This window comes from Streptomyces sp. NPDC093260, from assembly GCF_040683715.1.
Taxonomy (GTDB): domain Bacteria; phylum Actinomycetota; class Actinomycetes; order Streptomycetales; family Streptomycetaceae; genus Streptomyces; species Streptomyces sennicomposti.
Genome location: NZ_JBFBEK010000041.1, coordinates 46749 through 59948, shown reverse-complemented (window position 1 = coordinate 59948; position 13200 = coordinate 46749). Strand labels below are relative to the sequence as shown.

At 70.8% G+C, this 13200-nt stretch carries 12 protein-coding genes; 3 read left to right on the top strand and 9 right to left on the bottom strand.

The genetic code is table 11. The annotated features are described in order from the left end of the window. Positions 1-295: 295 nt before the first annotated feature. The 3 genes from AB0N63_RS33710 to thyX form a co-directional block, all read right to left on the bottom strand. Positions 296-1981 (bottom strand): ribonuclease J, encoded by a 1686-nt coding sequence (locus AB0N63_RS33710; protein ID WP_365535313.1) that lies wholly within the window; start codon positions 1979-1981, stop codon positions 296-298. A gap of 198 nt (positions 1982-2179) precedes the next feature. After that, positions 2180-3079: a 4-hydroxy-tetrahydrodipicolinate synthase gene (dapA, locus tag AB0N63_RS33705; protein ID WP_365535311.1), complete on the bottom strand. Its 900-nt coding sequence runs from the start codon at positions 3077-3079 to the stop codon at positions 2180-2182. Between the two features lie 214 nt (positions 3080-3293). Beyond that, the gene (gene thyX, locus AB0N63_RS33700) at positions 3294-4034 is read right to left on the bottom strand and encodes an FAD-dependent thymidylate synthase (RefSeq protein WP_365535308.1); all 741 of its coding nucleotides are present in this window, start codon (positions 4032-4034) and stop codon (positions 3294-3296) included. A gap of 212 nt (positions 4035-4246) precedes the next feature. Here thyX and AB0N63_RS33695 point away from each other — a divergent pair, with 212 nt between their 5' ends. After that, positions 4247-4480, top strand: coding sequence for a hypothetical protein (locus tag AB0N63_RS33695; RefSeq protein ID WP_365535305.1), 234 nt, complete (start codon positions 4247-4249; stop codon positions 4478-4480). Positions 4481-4598: 118 nt separating this feature from the next. Beyond that, the gene (locus tag AB0N63_RS33690) at positions 4599-5153 is read left to right on the top strand and encodes a hypothetical protein (protein WP_365535303.1); all 555 of its coding nucleotides are present in this window, start codon (positions 4599-4601) and stop codon (positions 5151-5153) included. Positions 5154-5339: 186 nt separating this feature from the next. On the opposite strand, the gene AB0N63_RS33685 is transcribed toward AB0N63_RS33690, so the two are convergent. The 5 genes from AB0N63_RS33685 to rpsO form a co-directional block, all read right to left on the bottom strand. After that, the gene (locus AB0N63_RS33685; protein ID WP_365535300.1) at positions 5340-5795 is read right to left on the bottom strand and encodes a hypothetical protein; all 456 of its coding nucleotides are present in this window, start codon (positions 5793-5795) and stop codon (positions 5340-5342) included. 13 nt (positions 5796-5808) lie between these two features. Continuing rightward, the gene (dapB, locus tag AB0N63_RS33680) at positions 5809-6561 is read right to left on the bottom strand and encodes a 4-hydroxy-tetrahydrodipicolinate reductase (protein WP_365535297.1); all 753 of its coding nucleotides are present in this window, start codon (positions 6559-6561) and stop codon (positions 5809-5811) included. A 37-nt stretch (positions 6562-6598) separates the two neighbouring features. Beyond that, positions 6599-7978 carry a pitrilysin family protein gene (locus AB0N63_RS33675; RefSeq protein WP_365535294.1) on the bottom strand — a complete coding sequence of 460 codons (1380 nt, stop codon included), beginning with the start codon at positions 7976-7978 and terminating at the stop codon, positions 6599-6601. Next, positions 7975-10194, bottom strand: coding sequence for a polyribonucleotide nucleotidyltransferase (locus tag AB0N63_RS33670; protein ID WP_365535291.1), 2220 nt, complete (start codon positions 10192-10194; stop codon positions 7975-7977). The genes AB0N63_RS33675 and AB0N63_RS33670 overlap by 4 nt, the downstream gene beginning before the upstream one ends. 348 nt (positions 10195-10542) lie before the next feature. Beyond that, a complete protein-coding gene (gene rpsO, locus AB0N63_RS33665) occupies positions 10543-10830 on the bottom strand; it encodes a 30S ribosomal protein S15 (protein WP_004982702.1) in 288 nt (95 codons plus the stop codon). A gap of 296 nt (positions 10831-11126) precedes the next feature. On the opposite strand from rpsO, the gene AB0N63_RS33660 reads away from it, so the two are divergent. Then, a complete protein-coding gene (locus AB0N63_RS33660) occupies positions 11127-11420 on the top strand; it encodes a DUF397 domain-containing protein (RefSeq protein ID WP_365535289.1) in 294 nt (97 codons plus the stop codon). 98 nt (positions 11421-11518) lie between these two features. On the opposite strand, the gene eccD is transcribed toward AB0N63_RS33660, so the two are convergent. After that, the gene (gene eccD, locus AB0N63_RS33655) at positions 11519-13027 is read right to left on the bottom strand and encodes a type VII secretion integral membrane protein EccD (RefSeq protein ID WP_365535315.1); all 1509 of its coding nucleotides are present in this window, start codon (positions 13025-13027) and stop codon (positions 11519-11521) included. Positions 13028-13200: the final 173 nt, after the last annotated feature.

Genomic DNA, 13200 nt, shown 5'->3' with positions numbered 1-13200 from the left:
TCCTTCGTACTCACCCTCTCGGGCTTTCCTCCGGGCGCTTCCCTTCGGTCTTGCGTTTCCGACTCTACCAGATCTTCCCGACCCGATTTCCTCGGTGCTTTCCAGGTTCCCGCTTCCGCGTTTCCCTTTCCGGCGGTTCCGACTTTATCAGAGATTCTGAGTCGGATTTTCCGCCCCTCCGGAGGTGTCCCTCGGAGCGCATGAAGCCTCCGGGTTCCCGGCCTGGCGGAGCCGTAAACGTACTGGAGCGGGGCGGCCCGATGCAAATCGAGGCGCCCCGCTGCCGGTTCGAGCGTCAGACCTCCACGACGACCGGGAGGATCATGGGGCGGCGCCGGTAGGTGTCCGAGACCCATTTGCCCAGCGTGCGGCGGATGAGCTGCTGCAACTGGTGGGAGTCGGCGATGCCCTCCTGAGCGGACTTCTCCAGGGACTCCCGGATCTTCGGAATGACCGCGCCGAACGCCGAGTCCTCGATGCCGGAGCCGCGGGCCTGGACGTGCGGGCCGCCGGTGACCTTGCCGGTGGTGGAGTCCACGACCACGAAGACCGAGATGATGCCCTCGTCTCCGAGGATCTTGCGGTCCTTGAGCGCGGGCTCGCCCACGTCGCCGACGGAGAGGCCGTCGACGTAGACGTACCCGGCCTGGACCTTGCCGGAGATCTTGGCCTTGCCCTCGACCAGGTCGACGGTGACACCGTCCTCGGCGATGACGATGCGGTCGTGCGGCACACCCGTCATCGCGCCCAGCTCGGCGTTGGCGCGCAGGTGCCGCCACTCGCCGTGGACCGGCATCAGGTTCCTCGGGCGACAGATGTTGTAGAAGTACAGCAGCTCGCCGGCCGAGGCGTGGCCCGAGACGTGCACCTTGGCGTTGCCCTTGTGGATGACGTCGGCGCCCCAGCGGGTGAGGCCGTTGATGACCCGGTACACCGCGTTCTCGTTGCCCGGGATCAGCGACGACGCCAGGATCACCGTGTCGCCCTCGACGATGCGGATCTGGTGGTCGCGGTTGGCCATGCGGGACAGGGCCGCCATCGGCTCGCCCTGCGAACCCGTGCAGACCAGGACCACCTCGTGGTCGGGCAGGTCGTCCAGGGTGCGGACGTCCACCACCAGGCCCGCCGGGACCTTCAGGTAGCCGAGGTCGCGGGCGATGCCCATGTTGCGGACCATCGAACGGCCGACGAAGGCGACCCGGCGGCCGTACTCATGGGCCGCGTCCAGGATCTGCTGAATGCGGTGGACGTGGCTGGCGAAGCTCGCCACGATGATCCGCTTGCGGGCGCCGGCGAAGACCTGGCGCAGCACTCCGGAGATGTCCCGCTCGTGCGGGGTGAACCCGGGGACCTCGGCGTTCGTGGAGTCGGCCAGGAGCAGGTCGATGCCCTCCTCGCTCAGCCGGGCGAAGGCGTGCAGGTCGGTGAGGCGGTTGTCCAGCGGGAGCTGGTCCATCTTGAAGTCGCCGGTGTGCACGACCATGCCGGCCGGGGTGCGGATGGCGACGGCCAGGGCGTCCGGGATGGAGTGGTTGACCGCGACGAACTCGCAGTCGAAGGGGCCGACGCGCTCCCGGTTCCCCTCGGCGACTTCGAGGGTGTAGGGCCGGATGCGGTGCTCCTGGAGCTTGGCCTCGATGAGGGCCAGGGTCAGCTTGGAACCGATCAGGGGGATGTCCGGCTTCTCCCGCAGGAGGTAGGGGACGCCGCCGATGTGGTCCTCGTGACCGTGGGTGAGGACGATGCCCTCGATGTCGTCGAGGCGGTCCCGGATGGACGAGAAGTCCGGCAGGATCAGGTCGATTCCGGGCTGCTCCTCCTCCGGGAAGAGCACTCCGCAGTCGACGATCAGCAGGCGGCCGCCGTACTCGAAGACCGTCATGTTGCGGCCGATCTCGCCGAGGCCGCCGAGCGGAGTGACGCGCAGGCCGCCGTCGGCGAGCGGCGGGGGCGGGGCGAGTTCAGGATGCGGATGACTCAAAAGACCCTCCTCACCACACGCGCCACGTACCGGTGGGCACGTGGCGCGCGTGACGTTCGTGCAGAAGCAGTTGTCGTTGGTGTGGTGCGGGCACCGGTGGCCCGCGTATTCAGTTGGCTGTTCTGTTGTGGGGCCCGGTTCCCGGCAGGGTGCCGGGGGAGGCCGGGCCGTGCGAGGCGGGCTCGCGAAGTCTCGTCGTCAGAGCTGTACCCCGCCGGCGGCCAGGTCGATCTTGAGCTGCTCGATCTCTTCGGACGTCAGCTCGACCATGGGCAGCCGCAGCGGTCCGCCGGGCAGGCCGCGCAGGGCCAGGGCGGCCTTGGTGGTCATGACGCCCTGGGTGCGGAACATGCCGGTGTAGACCGGGAGCAGCTTCTGGTGGATCTCGGTGGCCTTCTGGACGTCGCCCGAGATGTGGGCGTCGATGAGGGCGCGCAGGTCGGGGGTGACGACGTGGCCGACGACGGAGACGAAGCCGACAGCGCCCACGGAGAGCAGCGGCAGGTTCAGCATGTCGTCGCCGGAGTACCAGGCGAGGCCGGAGCGGGCGATGGCCCAGCTGGCGCGGCCGAGGTCGCCCTTGGCGTCCTTGTTGGCGACGATCCGCGGGTGCTCGGCGAGGCGGACGAGGGTCTCCGTGTTGATCGGGACGCCGCTGCGGCCGGGGATGTCGTAGAGCATGACGGGCAGGCCGGTGGCGTCCGCGATGGCCTTGAAGTGCCGGTGGAGGCCCTCCTGCGGGGGCTTGTTGTAGTACGGCGTGACGGTGAGCAGGCCGTGCGCGCCGGCCTGCTCGGCGGCGCGGGCCAGCTCGATGCTGTGGTGGGTGTCGTTGGTGCCGACGCCGGCGATGACGTGGGCGCGGTCTCCGACGGCCTCCAGGACCGCGCGTACCAGCTCGGTTTTCTCCGCATCGCTGGTGGTGGGGGACTCGCCGGTGGTGCCGTTGACGACCAGGCCGTCGTTGCCTGCGTCCACCAGATGGGCGGCGAGCCGCTGCGCGCCGTCGAGGTCGAGTGCGCCGTCCGCCGTGAAGGGCGTGACCATGGCGGTGAGGACCCGCCCGAAGGGGGTCTGCGGAGTGGAGGTCGGAGCCATGGGTAACACGCTACTCGTTGCTCAGGGCGGGGTCTGCCCTCGGGGCGGGCGACAAGTGGTGACAAAGAGGGAGCCCGGCACTGCCTGCTCGGGGGTTCAGGCAGTGCCGGGTCCGTTCGCTCAGGCTAGATGAACTTCCACAAAGGCCGCAATACGGACACTTCGCGAGGCTGATGCGTACATCAGTACCTGCGGGATCGGGCGGCCCGCCGGGTCACGGCGCGACACGGCCGTTGGCGTTGAAGGCTGCGTGGGTGAGCGGCATGAGCCTCGCCCACTCGGCCTCCATCTTCTCGCCCACCATCTCGATCTCCCGCTGCGGGAAGGACGGCACCTTGGCCAGCTCGTGCTGGGTGCGCAGGCCGAGGAAGTGCATCAGCGAGCGGGCGTTGCAGGTGGCGTACATCGAGGAGAACAGGCCGACGGGGAGCACCGCGCGGGCGACCTCGCGGGCGACGCCGGCGGCGAGCATCTCCTGGTACGCCTCGTACGCCTGCCGGTAGGAGTCCTCCATGACCCGGCCGACCAGCTCCTGCTGGGCCTGGGTGCCCTCGACGAAGCGGTACTTGCCGGGGCGGCCCTCCTGCACCAGCTTGCGGGCGGCGTCGGGGACGTAGAAGACGGGCTGGAGCTCGCGGTAGCGGCCGGACTCCTCGTTGTACGACCAGCCCACGCGGTGCCGCATGAACTCCCGGAAGACGAAGATGGGGGCGCTGATGAGGAACGTCATCGAGTTGTGCTCGAAGGGGCTGCCGTGGCGGTCCCGCATCAGGTAGTTGATCAGGCCCTTGGAGCGCTCCGGGTCCTTGTCCAGCTCCTCCAGGGACTGCTCGCCGACGGTCGAGACACGGGCCGCGAACAGGACGTCGGCGTCCGACGCGGTGTGCTTGACCAGCTCGACGGTGACGTCGCTGCGGAAGCTGGGTTTGAGGTCGTCGGCGGGGGTGGCGGTCACGGGTCGGAGGGTCCTTCCGTCATCTCTCTCGGGCGGCGCCCACTCTACGGCCCGGCTCCGGCATCAGGGCGTCCGGTGCCGGGGCGCGACATCTTCGGCGAAGATCGATGAATTCGGGGAAAGCGGGCACCTTTCGGGACACTCGCGCGTCTGTATGGGTGAGACACCCCAGTTCGACCGCAGTTCCTACCCCGAAGGGAGCCGTACCTCCGATGTTCCGTCGGCGCGAGCCCGTCCCGTTCGCCTTCGTCGCGGAGGCGGACAGGTTCCGCAGCAATGTCACTCCCCCGCCCCGGCAGCGGGCGTCCGCCGGTGAGATAGCCGGGCGGTGCCTGCTGGCCCTGACCATCGTCGCGGGTCTGGTGGGGTCGCTGGTCCTGGGGCTGCCCGCGTTGTCGACCAGTCACACGCCGCCGCAGACGCAGCAGGCCTCCACGGACCGCTGAGGACCGACCGTCGCTCAGGGCGCCGCCCACCCCCTTGGACCTCCGCGGGTGGTGGGCGCGGACGCGGACGGATAGCCTCACCGGGCACAGCCCCGCGTGGATCGAGTGAGGACCAGCCGTGCCCCTGCCCTTCCTGACGGCCGACCGTGCCTTCGACACCGTGTACGACGTCGCGCTGCCGTTCGACGACCGTGAGCGCTGGCGGCGGCCCTACCGGCCGGGGCCCTGGCGGGTGGGGATGGCGGCGCTGGTGCTGCTGCTGGCCTCGTTCGTCCTGTTCGCGGCGGTGGTGACCGCGCTCACCGGCGGGTTGTCCTCCGCCGCGGTGTGCTTCGCCATCGCTCTGGCCGTCGTCGCCGGCGCACTGCGGCTGCTGCGGATGGGCGTGTGGGTCGGAGCGCGCGGGCTGCGCCATGTGCGGTTCTTCGTCACCCGTACGACGCCCTGGGCGCAGGTCGTGAGCGTTCGGACCGTGCAGCAGCCGGTGCGGTGGCTGGGGCTGCCGCGCACGGTGCAGGGACAGGCGCTGCTGCTGGACCGCCGGGGGCGGGCCGCGGAGGCCGCGCCGCCGCTGCTGACCACGCATGGCGCGGACTTCCTCGGCCGCCTCGCGGCGTTCGACCGTGCGGCGGACGCGGTGGAGGCGTGGGCGGAGGAGTACCGCCTGCGCTGAGCCCGGCGGCGGGTGCGGCGCACCGCTCGGCGCGGGTCCTCTCTCGTGCGGGATGCCGCACAGTTCCAGTCCTCGTCCCGGTGTCGTCCGCCGTCGGCGGACGCCTGGCCGTGCGCCGCCGGTCGTACGCCCGTGGGGCCGGCCGCGCCGTACGCGGCGGTCGGCCCCACAGGGGCGTGTGCGGTGTCAGGCGGCCGGGAGGGGCTTGCCGTCGTGGAGGGCTATCGCCCGCTGCATGGCCTTGCGGGCGCGGGCCGTGTCGCGGGCGTCGTGGTAGGCGACGGCGAGGCGGAACCAGGTGCGCCAGTCGTCGGGGGCGGCCTCCGTCTCGGCCTTGCGCTTGGCGAAGACCTCGTCGGCCGAGTCGCGGTCGATGCGCCCGCTGGGCGTGCGCTTCAGCTCGTCCACGGGCAGGCCGCCCTCGGCGTCCAGTTCGGCGGCGAGCTGGTTGGCCCGGCGCACGAACTGGGTGTTCTTCCACAGGAACCACAGCCCGATCACCGGCAGGATCAGCACGGCGATCCCGAAGGTCACCGTGACGACCGTGCCGGACTGGATGAGCATGATGCCGCGGCTGCCGACCAGGGCGAAGTAGAAGACCAGGACGGCGGCCGTGACGAGGTAGGTGATCTTGGCGCGCATGAGGGGTTCGGACTCAGTTCAGGTCGAGGAAGTTCTCCAGGCCGAAGGTCAGGCCCGGAGTGGTCACCACGCGGCGCGCGCCGAGCAGGATGCCCGGCATGAAGCTGCTGTGGTGGAGCGAGTCGTGCCGGATCGTGAGCGTCTCGCCCTCGGCTCCCAGCAGGACCTCCTGGTGGGCGAGGAGGCCGCGCAGACGCACCGAATGCACCGGGACGCCGTCCACGTCGGCGCCGCGCGCGCCGTCCAGCGCCGTGGCGGTGGCGTCCGGCGCCGGGGCCGTGCCGGCCTTCGCACGGGCCTCGGCGATGAGCTGGGCCGTGCGGGTGGCCGTGCCGCTGGGGGCGTCGACCTTCCTGGGGTGGTGCAGTTCGACGACCTCGACGGACTCGAAGTACGGCGCGGCGATCTGCGCGAACTTCATGGTGAGCACGGCGCCGATGGAGAAGTTCGGGGCGATGAGCACCCCGGTCCCCGGGGACCGGTCGAGCCACCCCGTCAGCTGCGCGAGCCGCTGCTCGGTCCAGCCGGTGGTGCCGACGACCGCGTGGATGCCGTGGGCCACGCAGTAGTCGAGGTTGGCCATGACCGAGTCGGGCGTGGTCAGCTCGACGGCGACCTGGGCGCCGCTGTCGGCCAGGGCCTCCAGCGAGTCGCCGCGGCCGAGGGCGGCCACCAGCTCCATGTCCTCGGCGGCCTCGACGGCCCGTACCGCCTCGGCACCGATCCGGCCCTTGGCGCCGAGGACCGCCACGCGCAGCTTGCTCATCTCTTTGCTTCCTTACGAACCGAAGGGGACCTTGGGGTCAGGCGACCGCGTCGTCAAGGCGGGCGGCCTGCTTGTCCTTGAGCGGGCCGATGACCGACAGCGACGGGCGCTGTCCCAGGATGTCGCGGGCGACGGCACGGACCTCGTCCGGGGTCACCGCCGCTATCCGGGCCAGCATGTCGTCGACGGAGATCTGCTCGCCCCAGCACAGCTCGCTCTTGCCGATACGGTTCATCAGCGCGCCGGTGTCCTCGAGACCGAGGACGGTGGAGCCTTGGAGCTGGCCGATGGCGCGGGCGATCTCGTCGTCGGGCAGGCCGTTGCCGGCGACCTGGTCCAGTTCGTCGCGGCAGATTCGCAGCACGTCGTGGACCTGGCTCGGGCGGCAGCCCGCGTAGACGCCGAACAGACCGCAGTCGGCGAAGCCGGACGTGTAGGAGTACACGCTGTAGGCGAGGCCGCGCTTCTCCCGGACCTCCTGGAAGAGCCGGGAGGACATGCCGCCGCCGAGGGCGGTGTTGAGCACGCCGAGGGCCCAGCGCCGTTCGTCGGTGCGGGCGAGGCCCGGCATGCCGAGGACGACGTGCGCCTGTTCGGTGCGGCGGCCCTGGAGCTCCACGCGGCCGGCGGTGCGCAGACTGCGGCGGCCGTCGCGCGGTGCGATGGGGACGGCCTCGGCGTTCTGGAGCGCCCCCGCCTTCTCGAAGGCGGCGCGCACCCGGCGTACGACCTTGTGGTGGTCGATGTTGCCGGCGCAGGCGACCACGAGGTGGGTCGGGTCGTAGTGCTTCTTGTAGAAGCGGCGGATGCGGTCGGCGGTGAGGGCGTTGACCGTGTCGACGGTGCCGAGGACGGGGCGGCCGAGGGGGCTGTCGCCGAACATGGTGTGCGCGAACAGGTCGTGCACGCAGTCGCCCGGGTCGTCCTCGGTCATGGCGATCTCTTCGAGGATCGCGCCGCGTTCGACGTCGACGTCCTCCTCGCGGATCAGCGAGCCGGTGAGCATGTCGCAGACCACGTCGATGGCGAGCGGCAGGTCGGTGTCGAGCACGCGTGCGTAGTAGCACGTGTACTCCTTGGCGGTGAACGCGTTCATCTCGCCGCCGACGGCGTCGATGGCGGAGGAGATGTCCAGGGCGGAGCGCTCGGAGGTGCCCTTGAAGAGCAGGTGCTCCAGGTAGTGCGTGGCGCCGCCGAGCGCCGGGGTCTCGTCGCGGGAGCCGACGTGCGCCCAGATGCCGAAGGTGGCGGAGCGGACCGAGGGCAGGGTCTCGGTGACGATGCGCAGTCCGCCCGGGAGGGTGGTCTTGCGGACGGTGCCGATGCCGTTCATGCCCTTGACGAGGGTTTGGGTACGGGCGACGGCCCGCGCCTCCGAGGAGGTGCGGGCCGTCGCCTTGAAGCTACGGGACGTCACTTGGCGGCGTCGTCCTTCTGCTCTTCGTCGCCCTCTTCGCCCTCGACCACGGGGATCAGGGAGAGCTTGCCGCGGGAGTCGATCTCGGCGATCTCGACCTGGACCTTGTGGCCCACGCCGAGGACGTCCTCGACGTTCTCCACGCGCTTGCCGCCGGCGAGCTTGCGGATCTGCGAGATGTGCAGCAGACCGTCCTTGCCGGGCAGCAGGGAGACGAACGCGCCGAACGTGGTGGTCTTGACGACCGTGCCCAGGTAGCGCTCGCCGACCTCGGGCATCGTCGGGTTGGCGATGCTGTTGATCGTGGTGCGGGCGGCCTCGGCGGCGGGGCCGTCGGCGGCGCCGATGTAGATGGTGCCGTCGTCCTCGATGGTGATCTCGGCGCCGGTGTCCTCCTGGATCTGGTTGATCATCTTGCCCTTGGGGCCGATGACCTCGCCGATCTTGTCGACCGGGATCTTCACGGTGATGATCCGGGGCGCGTTGGGGGACATCTCGTCCGGCGTGTCGATCGCTTCCATCATCACGTCGAGGATGTGGAGGCGGGCGTCACGGGCCTGCTTGAGGGCGGCGGCCAGGACGGAGGCGGGGATGCCGTCCAGCTTGGTGTCGAGCTGGAGGGCGGTGACGAACTCCTTGGTGCCGGCGACCTTGAAGTCCATGTCGCCGAAGGCGTCCTCCGCACCGAGGATGTCGGTGAGGGTGACGTAGTGCGTCTCGCCCTCGATCTCCTGGGAGATCAGGCCCATGGCGATGCCGGCGACCGGGGCCTTCAGGGGCACACCGGCGTTCAGCAGGGACATGGTGGAGGCGCAGACGGAGCCCATCGACGTGGAGCCGTTGGAGCCGAGGGCCTCGGAGACCTGGCGGATCGCGTAGGGGAACTCCTCGCGCGTGGGCAGGACCGGCACCAGGGCGCGCTCGGCGAGGGCCCCGTGGCCGATCTCGCGGCGCTTGGGGGAGCCGACGCGGCCGGTCTCGCCGGTGGAGTACGGCGGGAAGTTGTAGTTGTGCATGTAGCGCTTGCGGGTCACCGGGGAGAGGGTGTCCAGCTGCTGCTCCATGCGGAGCATGTTGAGGGTGGTGACGCCCAGGATCTGGGTCTCGCCACGCTCGAACAGCGCCGAGCCGTGCACCCGCGGGATGGCCTCGACCTCGGCGGCCAGCGTACGGATGTCCGTGACGCCGCGGCCGTCGATGCGCTTCTTCTCCTTGATCACGCGCTCGCGGACCAGCTGCTTGGTCAGCGCGCGGTACGCGGCGGAGATCTCCTTCTCGCGGCCCTCGAACTCGGGCAGCAGCTTCTCGGCGGCCAGGCCCTTGACGCGGTCCAGCTCGGCCTCGCGCTCCTGCTTGCCGGCGATGGTGAGGGCCTGGGCCAGCTCGGGGCGGACCGCGGCGGTCAGCGCCTCCAGGACGTCGTCCTGGTAGTCGAGGAAGATCGGGAACTCGCCGGTCGGCTTGGCGGCCTTCGCGGCGAGGTCCGACTGGGCCTTGCAGAGCACCTTGATGAAGGGCTTCGCGGCTTCCAGACCGGCGGCGACGACCTCCTCGGTGGGGGCCTCGGCACCGCCCTTGACCAGCTGGATGGTCTTCTCGGTGGCCTCGGCCTCGACCATCATGATCGCGACGTCGCCGTCCTCCAGGACGCGGCCGGCGACGACCATGTCGAAGACGGCGTCCTCCAGCTCGGTGTGGGTCGGGAAGGCGACCCACTGACCGTTGATCAGCGCGACGCGGACGCCGCCGATCGGGCCGGAGAAGGGCAGGCCGGCCAGCTGGGTGGACGCGGACGCGGCGTTGATCGCGACGACGTCGTACAGGTGGTCGGGGTTGAGGGCCATGACCGTGCAGACGACCTGGATCTCGTTGCGCAGGCCCTTCTTGAAGGACGGGCGCAGCGGGCGGTCGATCAGGCGGCAGGTGAGGATGGCGTCCTCGGAGGGGCGGCCCTCACGGCGGAAGAAGCTGCCGGGGATCTTGCCGGCGGCGTACATCCGCTCCTCGACGTCCACCGTGAGGGGGAAGAAGTCGAGCTGGTCCTTGGGGTTCTTGGAAGCGGTGGTGGCCGACAGCACCATGGTGTCGTCGTCCAGGTACGCCACGGCGGAGCCGGCGGCCTGCTTGGCGAGGCGGCCCGTCTCGAAGCGGATGGTGCGGGTGCCGAAGGAGCCGTTGTCGATGACGGCCTCGGCGTAGTGGGTCTCGTTCTCCACTAGCGTTTTCTCCGTTACTTGTCGTCTTTCGTCCCGCCTCGCCCGTGTGGCGGGGGGACGGTGGCGGAGAAGCGCTCCGTCTGGTGCGGGCCGGTCTTCGATCGAAGCACCCGGGGCCTGTTCGCCCGGGGGCCACTACCGAGGACCGGCGGCGGCGAGGTGCGCTTCTCCTCGTGGTCCGTGCGTGATACGCCCTACCCACTACGGGTGGCCCTTATCACGCTGTGTCATGCGTATTGCGTTCTGCTACCACAGTACAAAGCGGTGGTGACACTCCGCACGTTTGTGCGCGTACGGCAAAGGGAGCGGTCCCCTCTCGCTGGTGGGGCCCGCTCCCTTCACGGCGTCTTACTTGGCGCCCGCCGCACCGCGACGGATGCCGAGGCGGTCGACCAGCGCACGGAAGCGCTGGATGTCCTTCTTCGCCAGGTACTGCAGCAGACGGCGGCGCTGACCGACCAGGATCAGCAGGCCACGACGGCTGTGGTGGTCGTGCTTGTGGGTCTTGAGGTGCTCGGTCAGGTCGGAGATCCGACGGGAGAGCAGAGCGACCTGGACCTCGGGGGAGCCGGTGTCGCCCTCCTTGGTACCGAACTCGGAGATGATCTGCTTCTTCGTAGCGGCGTCGAGCGACACGCGTACTCCTCATGGTCTGAAAGTGGCCACCGAGTGCCCCCGGTCTTCATCTCGGGAGAGCTTCCGTAACTCGGGAGGCGGGGATCCGCTGAGCGCGGCCTCCAGGCCTCGCAGGGCTTGCTGCCAGGGCTCCGGGGGCGCGTACACAAACGGCCGTCACTCAGGGTACCAGGCGGTGGCGGTGGGGTTTCCCCCGGTTTCCCGACCGCCTTCTGCGGGCCGTCCCGGCGGCTAGGGTGAGCGCCGGTGCACAGTGCCGGTACACCGTACGGACGTCTGGAAGGGGTCGCTGCGTCATGGCGGAGACGGAAGAGGAGATCAGGGCCCGCAAGGAGCGGGAGCGGGACGAGCTGTACGCCCTCGACATCTCGGGAGTGGAGTGGCACGGCGCGCCCGGCACCTCGCCGGACGAGGAGCGCGTCGAGATCGCCTACCTCCCGGACGGCGCCGTCGCCATGCGCTCCTCCCTGGACCACGACACGGTGCTGCGCTACACCGAGGCCGAGTGGCGGGCCTTCGTGCTGGGCGCGCGCGACGGCGAGTTCGACCTGGAGCCGACGGAGCGCAACAGCGGTCTCGCCGCGCAGTGAGCGGCGTACGGAACTGACGGAGGGGCGGCACGCGTGCGTGCCGCCCCTCCGCTCCGTTCACGGTCGCCGACGGGCGCCGTGAGTGGCTGGTGGTCGTCTCAGCTGGTCATCGCCCGGACCGTTGTGTACACGTCGAACACGGCCAGGGTGAGCGGGACCAGGGTGAGCAGGACGAAGCTCTCCGCGATCTCCAGGAAGCGGCCCCAGAACGGGGTGACGCCGCGGCGCGGGGTGATCAGGCCGATCGCGGTGACCAGGGCCGCCGCCCCGGCGACCGCCGCGACCAGCCAGACGCTGCGGATGTCGAGGGGCGTGGTGTCGCCCTGGAGCGCCTGGCGGACGTAGTCCCACGGCGGGTTCAGCGCCAGCCCGAGCCCGAGGAAGACCAGCGCCGCCAGGCCGGCGGCCAGGGTGGCGGCGACCTGGGCGGTGTACCGGAACAGGCTCGCGCGCATCAGCATCGCCACGCCGGTCGCGAGCGCGAGCAGCTGCGCCCATACGTCGCTGGAGAAGCCGAGGACGATCGAGGCGCCCACCGAGACGAGCGCGCAGCCGCCGACGAGTCCGACGAGCAGTTCGTGGCCGCGGCGGGCGCGGGCCGCGACGCGTTCGGCGTCGACGGGCTCGTAGGCGTTCGGCTCGCCCTCCGCGTAGCCGCCGCGGTTCGGGTTCGGGGCCTCGAAGCCGATGGGCAGCCGGGCGAAGCGCATCGAGAGACCGGGCAGGAAGGCGAGCGCGCCCACCGACACCGGTGCGCAGACGGCGGCCGTCTCGATCGGCCTGAGGTCGGTCAGGATGCCGATGAAGGTGGTGATCAGGCCGATCGCGGAGGCGCAGACGAACGCCACGAAGGGCCCGTCGCCGCGGGGCGAGACCAGGGTGAGCACCAGGGCGGCGACCAGCACGGCCGCGCAGGCCAGCAGGAACTGGAGCCGGCCGATGCCCTCCCCCGCGTCCAGCGGGAGCAGTCCGGAGCCGGCCACGGCGACGTTGGGCAGGGCGCCCAGGCCGAGGGCGATCGCGGAGCCCGCGTCGTCGTACACCCGTGCGCGCACGCACGCGATGGTGACCAGCAGGACGCCGGCGATGGCGGCGAGGACGCCCTGGAGGCTGTGCATGTCGTGGCGGAGCTGGGAGCTCCAGGCCACGAAGGCCAGCAGGACGGGCAGGATGCCGCCGGCGACGAGTCCGGCGGCGCGGGTCAGGTCACCGCTCCACAGGGCGCGGTCGCGGGTGACGGCGGAGGCGACGGCCTCGGAGACGTCGTCGAAGACGGCGGGCGCCAGCGACTCGGCGAACGGCCGCAGCGTGAGCAGTTCGCCGTCGAGGATGCGCTGCGCCGCGAAGGAGCGGGCGCTGTCGAGGACGGTGCCGTCGCGGCGGACGAGGTGGTAGCCGACGGGGGCGCCCTCGTCCGGGCTCTGCTGGGAGAGCCGCAGGATCTCCGGGTAGAGGTCGGCGACCGGTACGTCGTCGGGCAGGGCCACGTCGATGCGGCTGTCGGGCGCCACGATGGTGACCCGGCAGAAGCCGAGTCCGGTGCCCGCTGCCGGGTGACCCTCGCCGCCGGGTCCGGTGGCGGCGCCGCCCGGCGCGGAGGCCGTCATGCTCACCTGCTGTTCCCCCTCGTCGTCGGTGTGCGGCCGGTCGGCCGCCTCGGTGGTGCGGCCGGTCGGCCGGTCGGCCGGTCGGCCGTCGGCGGTGGTGCGCTCGGCCGGTCCGTCCTCCTGCACACCGGCCGCGAAGATCGTGTGCACGTTCCGCCGGGAGTCCGTGTGGC